Annotated in this window: 22 protein-coding genes; 10 read left to right on the plus strand and 12 right to left on the minus strand. The window is 70.7% G+C overall.

Annotation, left to right across the window (positions count from 1 at the left end):
• Window positions 1-33: 33 nt before the first annotated feature.
• Window positions 34-318, minus strand: a complete 285-nt coding sequence (locus tag KUM32_RS28055) for a hypothetical protein (protein WP_217144808.1) — start codon at window positions 316-318, stop codon at window positions 34-36.
• A 167-nt stretch (window positions 319-485) separates the two neighbouring features.
• Between KUM32_RS28055 and KUM32_RS28060 the strand changes: the two genes are divergently transcribed.
• Window positions 486-734, plus strand: a complete 249-nt coding sequence (locus tag KUM32_RS28060; RefSeq protein WP_217144767.1) for a DUF6207 family protein — start codon at window positions 486-488, stop codon at window positions 732-734.
• Between the two features lie 132 nt (window positions 735-866).
• The gene (locus KUM32_RS28065) at window positions 867-1,844 is read left to right on the plus strand and encodes an ATP-dependent DNA ligase (RefSeq protein ID WP_217144768.1); all 978 of its coding nucleotides are present in this window, start codon (window positions 867-869) and stop codon (window positions 1,842-1,844) included.
• A 310-nt stretch (window positions 1,845-2,154) separates the two neighbouring features.
• On the opposite strand, the gene KUM32_RS28070 is transcribed toward KUM32_RS28065, so the two are convergent.
• From KUM32_RS28070 to KUM32_RS28090, 5 genes are all read right to left on the minus strand, one after another.
• Entirely contained in the window at window positions 2,155-2,394 is a 240-nt protein-coding gene (locus KUM32_RS28070; protein WP_217144769.1) for a hypothetical protein, read from the minus strand.
• Window positions 2,395-2,508: 114 nt separating this feature from the next.
• Entirely contained in the window at window positions 2,509-3,303 is a 795-nt protein-coding gene (locus KUM32_RS28075) for a hypothetical protein (RefSeq protein WP_254406246.1), read from the minus strand.
• Window positions 3,304-3,322: 19 nt separating this feature from the next.
• Window positions 3,323-4,231, minus strand: a complete 909-nt coding sequence (locus tag KUM32_RS28080) for an aldo/keto reductase (protein WP_217144771.1) — start codon at window positions 4,229-4,231, stop codon at window positions 3,323-3,325.
• A complete protein-coding gene (locus tag KUM32_RS28085) occupies window positions 4,228-5,400 on the minus strand; it encodes a cupin domain-containing protein (RefSeq protein WP_217144772.1) in 1,173 nt (390 codons plus the stop codon). The genes KUM32_RS28080 and KUM32_RS28085 overlap by 4 nt, the downstream gene beginning before the upstream one ends.
• A 21-nt stretch (window positions 5,401-5,421) precedes the next feature.
• Complete coding sequence (locus KUM32_RS28090; protein ID WP_217144773.1) at window positions 5,422-5,565, minus strand: hypothetical protein; 144 nt, start codon at window positions 5,563-5,565, stop codon at window positions 5,422-5,424.
• Between the two features lie 195 nt (window positions 5,566-5,760).
• Between KUM32_RS28090 and KUM32_RS28095 the strand changes: the two genes are divergently transcribed.
• Window positions 5,761-7,059: a hypothetical protein gene (locus KUM32_RS28095; protein WP_308408734.1), complete on the plus strand. Its 1,299-nt coding sequence runs from the start codon at window positions 5,761-5,763 to the stop codon at window positions 7,057-7,059.
• Here KUM32_RS28095 and KUM32_RS28100 read toward each other — a convergent pair.
• Window positions 7,036-7,545, minus strand: coding sequence for a hypothetical protein (locus KUM32_RS28100; protein ID WP_217144775.1), 510 nt, complete (start codon window positions 7,543-7,545; stop codon window positions 7,036-7,038). The genes KUM32_RS28095 and KUM32_RS28100 overlap by 24 nt on opposite strands.
• Window positions 7,546-7,804: 259 nt before the next feature.
• On the opposite strand from KUM32_RS28100, the gene KUM32_RS28105 reads away from it, so the two are divergent.
• From KUM32_RS28105 to KUM32_RS28120, 4 genes are all read left to right on the plus strand, one after another.
• Complete coding sequence (locus tag KUM32_RS28105; RefSeq protein WP_217144776.1) at window positions 7,805-7,996, plus strand: hypothetical protein; 192 nt, start codon at window positions 7,805-7,807, stop codon at window positions 7,994-7,996.
• Between the two features lie 135 nt (window positions 7,997-8,131).
• The gene (locus tag KUM32_RS28110) at window positions 8,132-9,076 is read left to right on the plus strand and encodes a hypothetical protein (protein ID WP_217144777.1); all 945 of its coding nucleotides are present in this window, start codon (window positions 8,132-8,134) and stop codon (window positions 9,074-9,076) included.
• Complete coding sequence (locus KUM32_RS28115; protein ID WP_217144778.1) at window positions 9,073-9,255, plus strand: hypothetical protein; 183 nt, start codon at window positions 9,073-9,075, stop codon at window positions 9,253-9,255. The genes KUM32_RS28110 and KUM32_RS28115 overlap by 4 nt, the downstream gene beginning before the upstream one ends.
• 199 nt (window positions 9,256-9,454) lie before the next feature.
• Window positions 9,455-9,670, plus strand: coding sequence for a hypothetical protein (locus tag KUM32_RS28120; protein WP_217144779.1), 216 nt, complete (start codon window positions 9,455-9,457; stop codon window positions 9,668-9,670).
• 78 nt (window positions 9,671-9,748) lie between these two features.
• Here the strand turns inward: KUM32_RS28120 and KUM32_RS45030 are convergent, their stop codons facing one another.
• The 3 genes from KUM32_RS45030 to KUM32_RS28135 all read right to left on the minus strand — a co-directional run bounded on the left by KUM32_RS45030 (window position 9,749) and on the right by KUM32_RS28135 (window position 12,012).
• On the minus strand, window positions 9,749-11,005 hold the full coding sequence (locus KUM32_RS45030; RefSeq protein WP_308408735.1) for a replication-relaxation family protein: 1,257 nt from the start codon (window positions 11,003-11,005) through the stop codon (window positions 9,749-9,751).
• Between the two features lie 19 nt (window positions 11,006-11,024).
• Window positions 11,025-11,423 (minus strand): hypothetical protein, encoded by a 399-nt coding sequence (locus KUM32_RS28130; RefSeq protein WP_217144780.1) that lies wholly within the window; start codon window positions 11,421-11,423, stop codon window positions 11,025-11,027.
• Window positions 11,424-11,544: 121 nt separating this feature from the next.
• A complete protein-coding gene (locus KUM32_RS28135; protein ID WP_217144781.1) occupies window positions 11,545-12,012 on the minus strand; it encodes a hypothetical protein in 468 nt (155 codons plus the stop codon).
• A 261-nt stretch (window positions 12,013-12,273) separates the two neighbouring features.
• Here KUM32_RS28135 and KUM32_RS28140 point away from each other — a divergent pair, with 261 nt between their 5' ends.
• Window positions 12,274-12,738 carry a hypothetical protein gene (locus KUM32_RS28140; protein WP_217144782.1) on the plus strand — a complete coding sequence of 155 codons (465 nt, stop codon included), beginning with the start codon at window positions 12,274-12,276 and terminating at the stop codon, window positions 12,736-12,738.
• Between the two features lie 514 nt (window positions 12,739-13,252).
• Here KUM32_RS28140 and KUM32_RS28145 read toward each other — a convergent pair.
• Together KUM32_RS28145 and mobF are read right to left on the minus strand one after the other, a co-directional pair.
• The gene (locus tag KUM32_RS28145) at window positions 13,253-13,600 is read right to left on the minus strand and encodes a hypothetical protein (protein WP_217144783.1); all 348 of its coding nucleotides are present in this window, start codon (window positions 13,598-13,600) and stop codon (window positions 13,253-13,255) included.
• Window positions 13,597-15,366: a MobF family relaxase gene (mobF, locus tag KUM32_RS28150; RefSeq protein WP_217144805.1), complete on the minus strand. Its 1,770-nt coding sequence runs from the start codon at window positions 15,364-15,366 to the stop codon at window positions 13,597-13,599. The genes KUM32_RS28145 and mobF overlap by 4 nt, the downstream gene beginning before the upstream one ends.
• A 216-nt stretch (window positions 15,367-15,582) precedes the next feature.
• On the opposite strand from mobF, the gene KUM32_RS28155 reads away from it, so the two are divergent.
• On the plus strand, window positions 15,583-15,780 hold the full coding sequence (locus KUM32_RS28155) for a hypothetical protein (RefSeq protein ID WP_217144784.1): 198 nt from the start codon (window positions 15,583-15,585) through the stop codon (window positions 15,778-15,780).
• A gap of 146 nt (window positions 15,781-15,926) precedes the next feature.
• Window positions 15,927-16,220: a hypothetical protein gene (locus KUM32_RS28160; protein WP_217144785.1), complete on the plus strand. Its 294-nt coding sequence runs from the start codon at window positions 15,927-15,929 to the stop codon at window positions 16,218-16,220.
• Window positions 16,221-16,334: the final 114 nt, after the last annotated feature.

Below are 16,334 nucleotides of genomic sequence, written 5' to 3' on the forward strand. Positions count from 1 at the left end.
GGCGGGCCCAGGCGGGTCCGCCCGGCAAGGCCCTCAGGTCAGGGCAGCGTGGCCGGCCTCAGTGGCCTCCATCAGGTCTGGCCGCTCTCCGTTCGCCGGGTGGACAATCCGGATGAGACCGCCGTCGTGCAGGTCGATCATCGCTTTGTAGAGCCCGAGCTGCTTTTCCTGCCATGCCACACGCCGAGGGTCTTCCTCTGTGGCGCTTCGTTCGAAGTTCGCCGGGTGGATGGTGTGAAAGAAGTCGGAGGCAGCCACGGGCTCTGGTGACTGGGCGATCAGACGGAGGAGCTCATACTCGTCGGCGTTCAGCGTCATGACGACAGCGTAGAGGCCGCTAGACAGCGTTGACGGATCCCGGCCCAGGTGTCGATAGACGTGGCGAAGGACGGCAGCCCGGCCGGTCGGGCCCCGTGACCCTTCTCGGTCGGGTGAAGCCCGCCGCGTCCCAGAACCTTCGGGCTCGCTGACACGTAGTGCCAGGCATGAGGCAGATCAATGACGCGCATGTGGCCAGGCCGGGTCTGGCCGTGGTGGAAGTCGCGGCCGCCGATGATGAGACCGCGCTTGCGGTCCAGGAGTTGCTCGCCGCCCGCTGGGGAATCGCGCCGGCGGACCGTACGACCCGCGAGCCTGGTGAACCCGGCGTACGGCTGCGCTGCTTCCTGGATCTGCGCCAAGAACCCGAAGCGGAGCACCAGGCGGAGGGCGAGCCTGACCCGGCGACCGTCTGACCTGCCGTGGACGCCGTCAGCGGCAGCATGGTCGGGAGTTCCCCTCGCGCCCGACCACGAGCCTGACCAAGACCGGTCCGGCCATGGCAAGTCACCCGGGCGGCCGATGACCTGTGGGGGAAGGCATGGCGCGTGACGTGGACACTGCCGGAGCCGATGCTGGCCACCCCCGTGCCTGATCCTGCTCTGCGGCCGGGGTGGGCCAGCGAACCGAAGTGGGACGGATTCCGGGCCCTACTTTCCGTCGATGCGGGCCGGGTGTTGCTGCGCTCCAGACACGGCACCGAGATGCTGCCGGCGTTTCCGGAGATTGAGGCCGGGGCCGCTCATCTGCCGGACGCCACCGCGCTGGACGGCGAGCTGGTCGTATGGGACGCCGCGGGACGGCTCGCCTTCGAGCAGCTACAGAACCGGCTTCAGCGGCGCGGCGCCGGGGCGGCCCGGGCGGCGGGTGAGTGGCCGGCTCACTTCGTCGCGTTCGATCTGCTGCGATTGTCCGGGACCGACACGACCAGCTGGCCATATCGGCGGCGTAGGGCCGCGCTCGAGTCCGTGTTCGCCGCCCGTCGTCTGTCCGCCCCGTGGGCGCTGTGCCCGTCGACCACCGATCCGGAAACCGTGCGTGAGTGGCTGACGTGGGCGTCGGTCGGGATGGAAGGCGTGCTCTTCAAGCGGCTGGACAGCGTGTACGAACCTGCGGTGCGCGGGTGGCGGAAGTACAAGGTGCGTGAGACGACCGAGGCGATCGTCGGCGCGGTCACCGGCTCCCTGGCCGTCCCCAGCAGCCTGCTGCTCGGCAGGTACGACGACGGCCGCCTGCAGTATACCGGCCGCACCACCACCCTCGCCCGGGCGGCGAGCGGCACGGCCGCCGGGCTGCTCGCTCCAGCCCGGCGCGGTCATCCATGGACGGGCTGGTCGTTCTCCGCCGGGTGGGGCAGCCGGGAGACGCTGACCGTCACGCTGGTGGAACCGGAACTGGTGGTGGAAGTCGGCGTCGACGTCGCCCGTGACGCCTCCGGCCGGTGGCGCCACCCCGCGCGCCTGCACCGTGCCCGCCCTGACCTCTCCCCCGCCGACGTCCCCCGTTGGACGTCGCCGCCGCACTGACGGCGGCACGGGCGCGGCGGCCCCGGCCGACGCGCAACCGCCTGAGCGCGCCCCGATCCCCGGCCGCGGCCGCGCCGCCCATCCCGCCCGTCCCTTACTCCTTCACTCCAGCCAAGGGACATGGGCAGAGCAGCCGCAACGGGGATGTCAGCGGGCCGACCACGGCAAAACGGCGTGATGACCTGCACGAACACGGGACAGTCCTGCGGGCAGCGCAACACCTAGCGCAACCATTGGCGCAACATCCAGCGCAACAGATAGGCGCAACCCTTGGCGCAACCTCGTGCTCCTGGTCGACCGGGGCGATGGGTCACGCGGCCTGGACGGCTCCGTGGGTGCGGGCTAGGTGGCGCAGCTCGGAGCGTGCCGCCGGCACCGAGGGGACGGTCTCCCAGTAGGGGTGCCACCACAGCCGTACAGACAGGTGCAGCAGGCGGCGGCGCAGGGCGGTGGTGTTGTCGCGGGGGCGGGGTGCGGCGAGCGCGTTGTAGGTGGCGTTCCAGGCGGCTTGCGTCTGCACCAGGTCGTCGGGGAAGTCGGTCACGTCCATATCGGAATTAGATCGCTTGTTCGAATTGCGTGTCACTTCGGACACGCCACTCGGGCCGTGGTCGGGGGTCGCACCCGGCGTGGTCGGCCTCATGGTCGGGGCGACTACGCGGGCTCAGCGGCGGCGGAGTTCATCAGCCCAGTTCCGAAGCGGTCCTTCGAGGATCAGGTTGTCTCCGCGGGCCACGGTCTGGAGCAGCTGGGCGCACACGGTCGCTTCGGCGGCGAGGCCAGCCGGACTGCCCAGCACGGGGAAGGTGGCGCGGACGCGGGCGGCAGTGTCCGGCTGGAGCAGCGAGTAGGCGTAGAGCGTGGCGGCGTCGAACCCCTCTGGGGCCGTTCCCCATCCTTCCCAGTCCAGCAGGCGCAGCGGTTCGGTGAAGTTTGCCCAGTGCACATCCGCGTGGGCTGTTGTCCAGCAGGAGACGGCCGGGGCCGGGATGCCGACGAACTCGGGGATGGCCCGCTCTATGTACTGCTGCCGTACGGCGACGCGGCCGGTGCCTGTGGCCGCGACTTTCTCCAGCGTCCCGGCGAGGTCGTTCCACCAGGAGTCCGGCAGCTGGGCCTCGTGCTGGAGGATCGGGTCGTCGGACAGGACCGGGTCGTCGACGCGCACCGACAGCTCCGCCCGGTAGGCGATGCCGTCGTCGACGGCATCGTGGACGGCCAGGAGAGCGGGCCGGTGGCCGTCGAGGTCGCCGAAGGCGTGCTGGGCATCGAGGGCGCCGTCCCACAGCTTCCCCGACGCCTTGTCCTCCGGCGCGGACACCAGGCGCAGCCAGGCGGGCACGCCCGTAGCGGTGCAGGCGGGGGCACCGAGGGTGCGCCCGGCCCACCCCCAGAACTCCGCGCCCGGCTCCACTTGGACGTCGAGGGCCTTCGCGGCGTGCGCGTGGTGGGCGCGCATGCGCTTTTCAGTGTCCGGGTCAGGGGGAGGCGAGTACACCGGTGATCTCCCGCAACTTGGCGGCGGTCAGGGAGGGTTGGGCGACGGCGTCGGCCGCCTCCTTCCAGTGTGGCGCACCGGAGGCGGCGAGAAGGACGTTTGTCACTCCTCGGCATGACGCGACGGCGAGGACGCACGCCTGTGCGGGGGTCAGGCCCGGCCGGATGAGGTCAGCGAGCTCCTGGTCGACCATGCCGGGGAGCTCACCGCCGTGCAGCGGGGCCGACGCCATCACCCGCAGGCCCGCGTCCGCGGCGGCCGGGAGCGGGCCCCGGCCGTGAAGGGCCTGCACGATCGGCGTCATCATCACCAGGCTGACCGGCAGCTGGATGGCGGCCAGGTGGTGCTGCCCGCCGGCGGCTTCGGCGGCCAGGGCGAGCAGCTCCCCCACCGTGAACGCCTCCTCCTCCAGGCCCGCCCACGTGGCGACGCCGTACCCCGCCACGTGCCCAGCCGCGGCCTCTTCCTCCAGGACGGCGAAGGCGTCGCGGATCGCGCGGTGCAGGGCGGGGCGGTCGCCGGGGTGGACGCGCTCGGGGTTGTGCAGCAGGACCAGGTCCAGGCGGTCGCGCCCGAGCTGCTCGCGGTTGCGGCCAGTCTGCCAGCGCACGTAGTCGGGGGCGAGGCTGTGCCCGGCGGCGGCCTGGTCCTGGTTGAGGACACCGTCGTTCACGGCGTCGGTGCCGGTGGCCGCGGCGAAGTACCCCGTCTTGGTGGAGACGTTCAGCAACGGGTGGGCGACCAGGGCCGGGGCCAGGAGGGTCTGTGCGCGGCCGGTGGCGTAGTTGGGGGCGGTGTCGACCCACTGCGCGCCGGAGGCGGCCGCGCGGACGGCCGCCTCCGGGATCGCCTGGCACCGGTAGGTACCGAGGGCGAGTTGTGCGGTCACAGCAGGCTCCCTACCGTCGCGGCCTGCCCGGCAACGAGCTCCTGAACCAGGGCGGCGACGTCCTCCAGGGAAAGGCCGGCCGTGTCGGCGAGCGTGGCCAGGTCCATGGTTCGGCCGTCGGCCAGCGGGCGCAGCACCGCTTCCGCCTCGGGAGCGAACTCGTACACGGTACCGGCGGCGGACAGCGTCACCGTGTCCTCGCCGACGTCCAGCACCGCGCGGGCGGTCGTCAGCCTCACCCGCAGACCGCCGTCGACGGGGATGGTGTCGATGTACGGCAGGCTCGGCGCCATCCGGCCCACGGCCTGCCCGTCCATCGCCGCCCGGTAGCGGGCGAGCAGCCCGGGGTCGTCCAGCAGTTCGGCGAGCCGCTTGCGCATCCCGTCCACGGCGTCGGCCTGGACGTCGGGCGCGGCGAGCAGCGGCAGGTCGCGCCGCCAGTCCTCGTGCGTGAGCAGCTGCTCGGACACCCACGCCATCAGGTCGGTCGCGGTGTGGGTCTGCAGGCCGCAGGTGACGTGCAGGGAGCGGGTGCCCTGGTCGGCGGAGACCGCGTGCCACACGCCGCGCGGCACGTACAGGACGTCGCCCGGCCACAGGACCAGGTCGGCGACCGGCTCGGTGGGCGCCTCGCCGGGGTCCTCGATGTCGCGGTAGAGCGGGTACGGGCGGGTGGTGCCGTAGATCCTCCAGCGCTTCGCGCCGTCCAGCTGGACGATGACCGTGTCGTGGTCGTCCCAGTGGACGCCGAAGCCCTCGGTGGCGCTCCAGGAGGCGTAGAGGTTTGCCTGCACGCGGGTGCGCAGCTCGCGCTCGATCGCTTCGCAGAGGCGGGCGATCGGCGGGTGGAGTTCGTCGACGCTGTCCAGGGCGAGCGAGGCGCCCTCCTGAAGGCGGGCGTGCAGTTCAGCCGGGCGGAGGCGGTGCCACACCGTGTGCCGGCGGGTGGCCACCGGTGTGGTGTAGCCGCCGACCAGCAGCGTCTCGCCGTGGCGGGACAGTCGCATCCGCGGCGGCTCCATGCGGTGGGCGGCGAGGATCTGGTTGAGGTCGTCCCAGGTCATCAGTCCGGCGACATCGAGGGCGCCGGGTACGTGGCGGTGTTCGCGGTGCAGTGCCTGGGCGAGGAAGTCCTCGCCCAGGCACGCCGCGATGGACGGGTGCTTCATCGCGTCAGGGCTCCCGGTCCGTCAGTCGTTGCCGTCACTGCGGCCGGTGCCGCCGCCGTCCGAGGGGATGGCGTTGCGGCCCCGGGCGGCGACGATCAGCCGACGGGAGCGGACCAGGCCGCCCGTCGACGGCACGGCGGGCGGGGGCGTGGCGGGACTCTGCATGAGGACCCTCCTCCTGATCGGGCGGCCGGGCCCTGGACGGCACGGCCGCGAGCACCGTCAGTACAGCCGCGAACCAGGCGCGCGATAACCCCGTGACGGGGCCCCCACGGTGGGTATGGTCGTTGGGCTGACGCTCTGTCATTCCACGAGAGTTCTGGGGGACTTGTGGACGACTTACCGCCGTCACCCGCCCAAGTGCCGCGCCGCCTGCTGACCGACCCGGCGTTCGTCCGTGCCCTGCGCGAGCGGGACTTCACCACCGTGTTCGCCATGGCCCACGACGTGGGGGTCTCCTTCAACCGGATCGCCGAAGCGTGCGCGCTGAAAGCCGAGCGGGTCAGCCAGATCGCCCGGGGCACCACAGCTGTCACCGCCCTCACGACTGTCGAGCGAATCGCCGACGGACTGCGCATTCCCGGTGCCCTACTGGGGCTTGCTGCGCAACCCTGGGAGGACACCGCCGTTCTCAGCACGGAGCCCGACCATGGAGAAGATCCGATGAAGCGCCGCAACCTGCTGCGCGGCGCGCTGGCCGCCGGCCTCACCGCTCCGGCCCTCGCCGCACTCACCGCCGCCCGGACCGACGTCGACCAGACCCTCTCCCCCGACACTCCCCAGGACCTGGCCGACCTCGAGGCAGCAGCCGAGAGCTACGGATACGGCTACCACGGCCAGGCACCCACCCGCGTCCTGGCCGACCTGGTCAGCGACTTCACGACCCTGCGCCCGCTGCTCACCGTTCCGCAGCCCGCACCGGTCCGGGCCCGGCTGTGCCGGACGGCTGGGCAGATGGGCGGGATGACCGCGATCGTCTTACACGACCTGGGCAGCCGCCGGGAATCCCGTGCCTGGTTCGCCACCGCCGCACGGGCCGCCGCCGAATCCGGCGACCAGCAACTGCACGCGTGGGTCCTCGCCCGCGAGGCGATGGTGCCGCTCAACTACGGCGCCCCGAAGGCGGCAGCTGGCCTCGCCGAACAGGCCCGCCGCATCGCCGGCGCCCGGCCGACCGCCGCCGCGGTGCTGGCGGCCGCGGTCGCCGCCCGTGCCTTCGCCCTCAACCATCAGCCCGAGCAGGCCCGCCAGGCGCTTGCCGACGCCGACGCCCTCATGGAACGGCTCCCCGAGGGCGAGCGGTCGGACACGTGGTTGACGTACGGCGAGCAGAAACACCACGTCCACCTCAGCCACGCCTTCACCACCCTCGGGGACACCCGCCGCGCCCGGGAAAGCCAGCAGCGCGCCCTGGAGCTGTCCGCGCCGACCAGCACCATGACGCGCACCCTGCTGACCATCGACGGCGCCGCCTGTGCCCATCACGACGGCGACACCGAGCAGGCGTGCCGCCGTACGGTCGACGCCTTGACAGCGCTGCCCGTCGACTACCGCACCGGCCTGGTCCGCCGCCGCGCCCTGGACCTGTACGAAGCGATCCCCGCCCAGCACCACCGCGAGCGCGCTGTACGGGAACTACTCGACGTCGTGGCGGACTGAAAACGGCGACTCCCACAGCGGGCGGGCACGCCCGGTCCCCTCGCAGTGGTAGCACTGGCCGCCCCCTGGTGTGCTGCGGGCAAGGATGGTGCCAGTGGCGGCCTGCACGAGCCGGGTGAGGCCTGCGACATGGCCTGCGTGCAGCGTCAGTTCCTGCCGCACGCCGATCATGACCTCCAGCGCAACGTCGGGCACGAGAGCGTACGCGCCGAACCCCTTGGCCCCGGCGAGGTCGCGAGTCACCGTGTCGATCACGTCGTGAAGCCGACTCACCGTCTCATCCTCGAACAGTTCCACTCGCGCCGAGAGGACGACGTCCTCCGGCCTCGCGATCGACAGCCGTGCCTTCGTCGGCTCGAACGGCTCGTCGATGCCGACCGGATCGGGATGGGCTGCGCGGAGACAGGCCAGCGCGTGCCACAGGTCTCCCGGGTGTCCGTGCCTGATCAAGGGCACGTCCTTGTTCTGCTGCCTGCTGAGCCTCATGACTGCCTTCCGGTTGATGACGTCGGAGTACCTGAGTACGCCGTGGCCAGGACGCAGTGCGCACCTTGGCCCTCGACATCCCGCCCAGGGGGCGCGGCGACTTCGGGAGCCGTCCCGCCGGGCGGGCGGTCACCGGCGGCCCGCCGTCCGTCGTCCCCTCGATGGCGATGGTGGCTCGGTCGGCGCTCGCAGTGGCGCCCGGGCGGGTGATTTTCCCTCGCGTACGCGGGCGCAGTTCTAGCCGCATGCGTCCAACCAAATGGTCCCCGGCGAGTCCGTCCAGCAGCTCACCACCGAGAACACCACCCTCAAGCGGCGAGTCCAGCAGTTGTCCAAGGAACACCGAGCCCTGCAGGAGCGACTCGAAGGCGCCCGCTCCAACCTCCGCTTCGCCGACAAGCGCATCGCCGACCTCGAAGCACACGTCCTGGAACTGCAGCAGACGCCCTGATTCGAAGGACGCCGCCCTGATCGTTTCTATACGGGGTGACGTAGATCACAGAGGTGTCCTGAGATTTCTTGCCGGACCGGGCCCCTCCCGCGGCCGAAGGGTGAAGCTACTAATACTCACCGCGGAGGAACACGCATGACCGTCCCGCCCACCTCGATCGCGCAGTCCTTCACCGACGGCCAAGCACTGTCTGATACGCAGCAGTGTCAGCCAGGCGGCGAGGAGTTGCAGGACTCTCAAGAGGCTTCCCTGCCTGCGCTGCACTTCCGGCCAGACGGCACTATCTTCGTCGCGGTCACCGCTGACGCTGATGGCCCTCCTCCTTGCGAGGGCCCCTACGGGTCGGGACTTGCGGCCAGCCCCTTCGCGCCGGAAAGTCTCTTGAGCCTCGAACGCAAACGTGACTCATTCGATGCGCCGGGGCATGTGCCACTCGCCCAGGCGCTGTGGGCTCGGGAAGCCGTCTTGCGTGGCAGCCGGGAGATGTTGCGCGAGTACGTGACCGGATCACTTGGGCTGTGGTCAGGATGGGAGGAAGCCGTCTCCACCGCCCTGATGGGCGACTGGACTGCCCCCGTGGCCAACGGCCTTGTGCTGGACGTCTCCAACCTCGACATGCTGCGCCGTGAAATCCGGACCTTGCACGCGCAGTTGCAGCCGCTGTGGCGACGCCGAACCGGCGGCCTCCTTCGAAGGGGCCACCGCACTGAGGGCAAGCGGGTGATCCTGCTGGAATCACCTCTGACGGAGAGCCTCACCCTGCGGGACCTGCTCGCGGAGACCACCTGCCCGGAGGACCCACTCCTCGACAAAATCCCCGGCGATCCCCGCCTCGTCGCCATCCTGAACGCTCTCGAACCCACCGAGCGAGAGGTGGTCCTGGCGCTCGGACTGCCTGGCGTCGAAACCTGGCCGGAGGCCGCCGAGTACGTTGGCGCAGCCCATCCGTCAGATTTTGCGGAACATGTGCGGCGCAGAGTTCGCCGCCTGGTCGCCGAACAGCGCCGCCGCAACACCCAGCGCCGCCCCGACCAGGCTTCCGGGCTGTGGCAGCCTGAGCACAAGGGGGCCCAGACATGAGCCTGACCGCTCTGCTGCTCATCCTGTTGCTGGTCGTTGTCACCTTGCTCGTCGGCGTCGGCGTCCTGGCCCTGCTGCTGCACCGGCCCTCGTGGTGCGCCCCCATGGCCGGGGCCCTCGCCGCAATGACTCTGATGGCTGCCATCGCCGGACTGATCGTGTCAGTCACTCACGCCTGACCTCCGGCTGGGCCGTCTGGACGGCTCAGCCGGACCAGAGCGCCATCGTGTTGGGTATCCCGGCGATGCCCAAGACGAGGACTGGAACGGTGATCGCGTCAGTCCAAGGGTTCGTCGTGCCGAACACTTACGCCACGCATTGGCCCAGGCCATCACCGATCCGGACACTCCGAGACTCGGTAAAGCCGACTTCGATTGGATGGTGCGGCTCGGTTGGGTCCGCTCGCCGCAGTCGATCGAGGTCCGCTTCGGCACGAGCCGGGCCGGGGCCGTCGACGTCGCGCTCTACACCACGGCGTCCGTCGACGCCGTCGTCCCCGGGCACCCGGAGGTCGACTGGCAGCAGCTGCGTGCGGTGGAGAAAGGCCGGCGCTCCCCACTCGCTGCGCTGGCACAGCAGGCCGCCCCGGCCTGACCGACGCGGTGCGGTCCACGAGGACGCTCCCCCACGGCTGTTGCGTGGGGGAGCGTCCTCGTCTGCGGCACGTCTGCCTCAGCGGCCCGGCGGTTCGGGGTATCGAGCGCGGCGCCGGTCCGGGTCGTCGACGCCGATCTCGTACCAGGGTTCGCCTCGCTGGAGCCGGGGCAGGGTGTTCACCCACACCGCGACGGCGATGCCCTTCACGTCGTCGGCGAGCGCCTGGAGGCGGTTGTCGAGCAGGTGCTCCTCCTTGCCCGCCAGGACGACATGCAGCCGCGGGAAGGTCTGGGAGCGGGTGTAGCGGTGGCGCTGCCAGAACGGGAACGTGTTGCCAATCGTGCCGCGGGCTCCTTCCCAGACGCGGTGCCCGGCGTAGCGCTCGTAGTCCCAGACCTCCTTGGCGAGCCGGGCCTGGGACATGGTGCCGTTGTCGAGCTCGAAGAGGCGCACCTCGCTGGTCTTGGTCGGCAGCGCGAGGACGGCGTCGGTGTTGAAGCTCAGGCCGGTCTCTTTGATGGCGTGGTTGACCTCCACCTGCCAGTCAGTCAGATGCTTGCGGCCGCCGTAGGCGAGGATCATGTCCGTCACCGCCACGCCGTGCGGACCGAACCCTGCCTTCACCGCCTTGGCTCCGGTGCCGGCCTTCGGTCGGGGAGGCAGCTCGTTGCCGTTGGCCAGAGCCTTCTGTCCCGCCGGGGTCAGGTTCCAGATCGGATGCTTGCCCGCCTTGCCGTTCGTCTCCGCCAGCCCCAGCTCCGCCAGCTTCTTCATCGCCCTGCGCACGTACGACCGGCCGTCCGACTCATCCTTCGTGATCACCTCAGCCATCTGCCGCACCGTGGCTACCCGCACGCACCCCAGCATCCGCAGCGCATCGGCACGAACCTTCATGGCCGGAGTGGACTTCTTCCCCTTCGCTGACGTCTCAGAGGAAGGGAGAGAGGTGTCAGCGTGCCGGGAGACCCCTTGTCGGGCGGTGTGAGCTGCGCTGATGGGCACGACGTTGGATTCGTTCGCGGCACCGTTCACGGCACTGGATTCCGGGCCGCCCGACGGGCGTTCAGCACCCCTTGACACGGTCGGGCGCGGCTCCGGCTCGGGCTGCCGGGCGCTGCTGGTGTATGTCATGACAAGGCTCCTCACGCAGGTGACGCGGGGGCGCGGATGGAAGTCCCCCGTCACCTGGTAGAGGTGTGGCGAAAGTCGACGGTGTGACACTCCACTGAGCGCCGTTACCGAGCCGTGATCATCAGGCAGGTGCGGCTGTCCTGTGACAGCGAACCTTGACCGATTGCCACTGAAGTTGGACCACTGCACGGTTCGTGCCATCGAACCTTGACCGCCCTGGTCAGGCGGCCCCGGGCTTCGCAGGCTGCTCCGCACTGTAGGCCGGCTCTGGTGCGTCCTGGTCGCTGGTGATGAACTGCTCGCCGATGTTGTTCCACATGAAGGCGTCCTGCCAACCCGGCTTCGCTGCAGCCCAGCCGAGCAGTGCCGTCAGGACCTTCTCCTGGGACACCGTCATGGTCTGGAAGTCCTGCTCAGCCACGCCATCCCGGTATTCGAGCTGGTAGGTGTTGCTCTCGCGCAGCAGGACCTGGATGTACCAGTCGCCAGGCCGTTCCCCGTCCACCCGCTCCACGACCATGTGGGCGTTGCCCTGCCGCAGGTTGGCCAGCATCGTCCCGATGGCGGACTTGGTGGCACGCTTCGCCACGTGGCCACGCTCGTTGGTCGCAATCAGCATGGCTGGATCATCCAGCATGAGGCTGACACCACCCTGTGAAGGGCTGACCAGAGCGGTCAAAGTTCGATGACCCAAACCGTGCAACGATCCAACTTCGCTGGCAATCGGTCCAGGTTCGATGTCAGAGGACAGCGGCGCAGAGCTCGGAGACGATCGTGAACGAGGTCGTCACCATCGGGATCGCCATGGCCGGCGGCATCACCGCGTGCGTGGTCTGGCCGTGCGCCATGCCGTTGCGGATCTGCCGACCGTAGTCGAGGTACTCCGCCTGCCGGGCCGTCAGGATCCCGTCGGCGGCGCCCTGCTTGATGAGCTGGTGCAGCGGCTTCTTGCCGGCGTCCGGGATCCGGTCGCGCAGCACGATCTCCACCGCGACCAGGGAGTGCATGACCGCCACGGTGGAGAACTCGTAGCAGTAGTACGACTGGCGCAGCAGCTCGCGGGCCGTACGCAGGACGGTCGCCGCGGCCTCGGGAACGCCGGCGGGCACGACCAGGTCCTCAACGAGGTCGTGCATGTCGGCGTAGCTGTCGACGAAGTAGTGGGCGCGTTCGTCCGGGACCGGGAACGGCAGCCGCTGCGTGGTCATCCCCGCAGTCTCCCAGCGGCAGGCCCCGGGCGGCAGCGGCTTTTCCCCGAGGTGTCGCGCAGCGTGCCGGGACGGAGATTTCTCCCCACCGGAATGGGCGGAATGTCACAGGTAGCGGAACTGGACAAGGGGGCCACGCGAGCGTCGGCCGGGCGGGATCGCTCACCGTCAGTGCGCGAACTCTATCCACAGGCGCCCGCCCAGAAGATCGCTTATGAGGCCGCCGCGATCGGCGCGGCGCCCCGTACGTGAGGATCCATCATGCCCACCACCGACATGCCGCTCGCCCCGATGACCCCGGACGCGGTCATCTCCGCGTTCAGCTACCTCCGGGCCGTGCAGGCCGACGACGTCGAAGCCGCCCGCGAGTTCGCCAGCGGCGAGCCGCGGATGCCCGAGCTGCTCGTCGACGTCGTCGAACGGATCGTCGTCCCCGTCACCGCGCTGCCCGGCCCGGAGGCGGGCGAGCCGTGCGCGGACACCTTCGCTCTGGAGTCCCTCGGGCGCGTCTTCGTGACCTCGCTGCGGACCTGGGCGCAGGCCGGGCCGGACACGGCGGAAGGCATCGCCCGTTCCGTCATCGACTTCGCCTTGCAGTTCCTCACCGAGGACCACGAGGACGTCGCCGACACTCTGCGCCAGCTGGAGGCCGTCGGTGTGGGCCAGGCCCTCGATGCCCACCCCGCACCGGCCGGCTCGCATCCGGTGCGCCTGACCGTCGTGTAGGCGCACCGGATGCGCGCCACCGCCGCGCGACGCACCGCATCGCCCGTCGTGGTGCGTTCCATCGGCATCGCCGCACCGCACCGGGCGCGCCACGGCCGGGCCGGCTCCTCTATCACACACCCCCTTGACCACGACCTGATCGCCAGCCGAAAGGGGCTGTGTCAAGGGAAAACGGCGCGGTAGCAGAGCTGGACAAGGGGGGTAGCGGAGCCGGACAGGGGGCGCTCGCGTCCGGCCGCACCCGGACAAGGGGTCGGCGGCGAGCGCACCGGTGCGGTGTGGAACATCGAGTGCGGCGCACCGGCGCGCGAGAGTGCCGAGCATCGTCGGAGTGGTGCGGTGCCGGACGCGGTGGCGCACCATCGTGGTCCACGGTGGAGTCCATCGTCGTCGGGCGCCCCGAAGTGGAGTCCACTCGGTGGAGCCCATCGGGTGGACTCCACTCGATGTTCTGCATCCGGTTGCGATGCGCGACATCGGATGGACTCCACTCGGTGGACGATGCCCGGCATCGTCACCACAGCCAGGCATTGGAGTGCCGCACCCGGGACAGGGCGCGGGCATCGCGGCGCGCGGCCGCGTTGCCGATCCGGTTCTGCCGGGAGCGGGGCCGGCGCGACTGCCCGGCGGCGAAACGGCGCTTCCCGGCGTCCCGGAGCCGCTCCCGCTGCTTGCGCAGCTCCTTCTTCTTGTCCGCCTTCGACTTGAACTTCCGGGGCCGCTTCCAGACCGGCTGCCACCCCTGGTCCTCATCGAACTCGGGCTCCTGGTCCTCGTCGAGCGCGGCGGCCATCTCCGGGCGGGCCGCGCGGGCGCGGGCGAGTGCGTCCTCGGAGTCGGGGAGTTCTTCTGGGGTGCTCATGCGACTCCTCCTGGATTCCGGCCCGGGTCGTGCTGGATGCCGGGTTGCTGAGTGTGCTGCGGCGGCGGGGTCGCCGCAGAGGCAGGCTGAGGTCGAAGGCCGTGGGCGAGGGCGCGCGCCCGCTTGCTGTCTTGGATCGTGGCGGCCACTTTGGCGGCGGCGGCTTCCATGGTCTGGCGGGTCTGCTCCACCGTGTCGACGCCGGTCTCCGGCTCCAGGAGGCGGCCGGCCTTCGCGCTGGTGTGGAACGGCCGTGGTTGCGACCTCGAGGCTGCGGGCACAGCGACGGCGTGCGGCCGGGCGCGGGAGCCCAGGCGCTCCGCACGTCGCGCCGTGCTGACCCGGGCGGCCAGGGCGCCGGCGGCGAGGCGGGCCCGCTCGTACGGCGAGGCGGCCCGCTTGCGGGTCAGCGGGCGCAGCACGGCCTGGTCCTCGGTGTCGCGCGGGTACAGGGCACGCAGGTCGGCGGTCATCTTCAGGCCGCGCCCGACGGGGCGGGTGTAGTCATCGACGACCGTCTGCACGATCTGTTCGTCCAGGCCCGGCTCGTGGGGTCGGCCGCGCAGCACGTAGGAGAGGTGCCGGCGCGCTTCGGCGAGCAGATGGTGGCGCTTGAACGCGCCGCGCATCACGTACACCACGGCGACGACGTCGACGGCCGCCAGCGCTATGTCGACCACCGGCCGCACCCGCGCCCACACCGCCGCGGCTGCCGCCCGCGCCCGCTGCGCCAGGTGGTCGACGACGTCCGCGCCGAACGCCCGGATCACTGAGTCCCGCCACCGCTTGCGCAGCTCGGTCAGCGACAGCAGCTCGGTGCGCTTGGGCGGGCGCGTGCGGTCGGCTGCCTGGCAGCCCAGCGCGTAGGCTGCCCGCTCCCCCGGCGCGTGCCCGTGCTTCTCCTCGTACTTGGCCGTCAGGACGGACATGGCGTCCTCGATCTGCTGGCGGCGGGTCGACTGCCAGCCGATCAGTCGCTGGTCAATGCCCGAGATCTCCATGACGGGCCGGCGGCCGGGCGTCACCTCGCGCGGCTCCCACGCCCACCCGAGCCGGGCGGACACCTCCACCATGAAGGTCAGTACGTAGAGAGTGTCGGCCGCGACGATGTGGGCCAGCATCGAGTCCGCCGACAGGTTGCCCCACGTGCCCTTCTCGTCGGGGCGCCGGGCACGGATCGAGACCATCGCATGATCGTGGAGAAGGGGCTTGGACTCCGCGGCTCTGGACTCGTAGTGCCGGAAGACCGCGACGATCAGCCCGTCCTTGACCCGGGCGCGGTTCTTGCCGCCGCCTTTCCAGCGGATCTGCGCGACCGCATCCTCCAGCCACGTCAGCGTCCTGTCCCGGGCGATGTCCTGGCACAGCTCCAGCACCAGGCGGATCTCGTTGCCCATCAGCGCCCAGGCGATGTGTGCCGTCGGCGGGGGCCGGAACACCAGGTGCATGCCCAGCCAGGGGATGCGCTCCTTGGCCTTGTCGGTCTCGGGCGAGCGGTTGTGCTCGATGGGCCTGCCCAGCACGGTTGCCCGCCGGGCGCGGGCCGGGGTCTTGCCCTGCGCCAGGAGCTCGGCCTCGATCCGGTCGGCGTCCGGGTGCCGGCCCTCGCTCAGGAGCAGCTCGGCTTGCCGCTCGGTCACCACGTCCCCGGCGCTGAGACCCACGGCGGCCAGGCCCTGGCCCTTCCAGATCCCGGGTGGGACACCGGCTTCGTCCTGGGCGGCGCGCAGCGACGTGCCCGCAGCACGGTGGCCGTCGCCGACCATCACGCCGCGGAAGAGATAGCGCCCGTCTCCCGGACGGATCTTCGTTTGGCTGATCACCAGCACATGGAACACCGGGCTTGGCCTGCGAAAAAGCGTGATCCAGGGTACTTCCCGCCGGGCGGGAGGCCATCACCAAGTCTTTGCCGAAGCGCCCGCCAGGCGGGCCGTCACGCCAGCCCGAGACGGTAAGCCGCCGACGTGTGCACAGTCCGCCGCATGAATCAGCACCTGCTCCACGGAGACCTCTGCCCGCTGTGTCGTCGCCCGCTCACGCTGCGCACGACCGTCGAAGTCCGCTCGAACACGCCGTACCCCACCCGAACCGACACGGTGCCCCACTGCCGCTACTGCGCCAACGACCTGCCCAACGTGCAGAGGTGGAACGACCTGATGAACGACCGATACGGCCTCTGACTCGGACCGTGCGAATGCTGCGCCACGACCTCATCGGCACCACCCAGCGCGACTGAGCACCACGTCACCGACGCCCTTCAACACGAACAGCCATCACCGCCCCCGGCCACCGGCCGGGGGCTTCGTGCGTCCTGGAGGAGTTCGCCGTGCCCACCTACGAGACCCTGCCGCGCTTCACCGCCGACCTTCACCGCCTCACCCCGGAGCAGCGCCGCCGCTTCCGCCAGGCCGTGGCCGCCTTCGTCGACGACCTGCGCGCCGGACGCGGGCGCTTCCGCGCCGGCCTTCGCGTGAAGGGCGTCCGCAGCGCGCCCGGCGTCTTCGAGCTGACCTGGGACGGCAACGGGCGGGCGACCTGGCAGTACGGGCCAGCCATACGTCCCGGCGTGCAGCACATCTGGCGTCGCATCGGCACCCACGACATCCTCACCGGCCCGTAACACCACCGGGTCGCGTCCGCGTAGGGAGGCGGGGCGCCCGCGGCCTTGTGCCGATGGAGCTGCTACCGCCAAAAATCGCGGGACTTCCCCAATTGGGGAAGTCCCGCTCAACAG

This window comes from Streptomyces sp. AC627_RSS907 (assembly GCF_019049165.1).

Bases quoted from the DNA above. Each gene is read 5' to 3' on its own strand.
- KUM32_RS28085 (WP_217144772.1), bottom strand. From the start codon at position 5,400: ATGAAGCACCCGTCCATCGCGGCGTGCCTGGGCGAGGACTTCCTCGCC.
- KUM32_RS28155 (WP_217144784.1), top strand. From the start codon at position 15,583: ATGAATCAGCACCTGCTCCACGGAGACCTCTGCCCGCTGTGTCGTCGC.
- KUM32_RS28115 (WP_217144778.1), top strand. From the start codon at position 9,073: ATGAGCCTGACCGCTCTGCTGCTCATCCTGTTGCTGGTCGTTGTCACC.
- KUM32_RS28060 (WP_217144767.1), top strand. From the start codon at position 486: ATGAGGCAGATCAATGACGCGCATGTGGCCAGGCCGGGTCTGGCCGTG.
- KUM32_RS28055 (WP_217144808.1), bottom strand. From the start codon at position 318: ATGACGCTGAACGCCGACGAGTATGAGCTCCTCCGTCTGATCGCCCAG.
- KUM32_RS45030 (WP_308408735.1), bottom strand. From the start codon at position 11,005: ATGGCACGAACCGTGCAGTGGTCCAACTTCAGTGGCAATCGGTCAAGG.
- KUM32_RS28105 (WP_217144776.1), top strand. From the start codon at position 7,805: ATGGTCCCCGGCGAGTCCGTCCAGCAGCTCACCACCGAGAACACCACC.
- KUM32_RS28075 (WP_254406246.1), bottom strand. From the start codon at position 3,303: ATGCGCGCCCACCACGCGCACGCCGCGAAGGCCCTCGACGTCCAAGTG.
- KUM32_RS28130 (WP_217144780.1), bottom strand. From the start codon at position 11,423: ATGCTGATTGCGACCAACGAGCGTGGCCACGTGGCGAAGCGTGCCACC.
- KUM32_RS28140 (WP_217144782.1), top strand. From the start codon at position 12,274: ATGCCCACCACCGACATGCCGCTCGCCCCGATGACCCCGGACGCGGTC.
- mobF (WP_217144805.1), bottom strand. From the start codon at position 15,366: ATGGTCGGCGACGGCCACCGTGCTGCGGGCACGTCGCTGCGCGCCGCC.
- KUM32_RS28110 (WP_217144777.1), top strand. From the start codon at position 8,132: ATGACCGTCCCGCCCACCTCGATCGCGCAGTCCTTCACCGACGGCCAA.
- KUM32_RS28145 (WP_217144783.1), bottom strand. From the start codon at position 13,600: ATGAGCACCCCAGAAGAACTCCCCGACTCCGAGGACGCACTCGCCCGC.
- KUM32_RS28100 (WP_217144775.1), bottom strand. From the start codon at position 7,545: ATGAGGCTCAGCAGGCAGCAGAACAAGGACGTGCCCTTGATCAGGCAC.
- KUM32_RS28090 (WP_217144773.1), bottom strand. From the start codon at position 5,565: ATGCAGAGTCCCGCCACGCCCCCGCCCGCCGTGCCGTCGACGGGCGGC.
- KUM32_RS28135 (WP_217144781.1), bottom strand. From the start codon at position 12,012: ATGACCACGCAGCGGCTGCCGTTCCCGGTCCCGGACGAACGCGCCCAC.
- KUM32_RS28120 (WP_217144779.1), top strand. From the start codon at position 9,455: ATGGTGCGGCTCGGTTGGGTCCGCTCGCCGCAGTCGATCGAGGTCCGC.
- KUM32_RS28070 (WP_217144769.1), bottom strand. From the start codon at position 2,394: ATGGACGTGACCGACTTCCCCGACGACCTGGTGCAGACGCAAGCCGCC.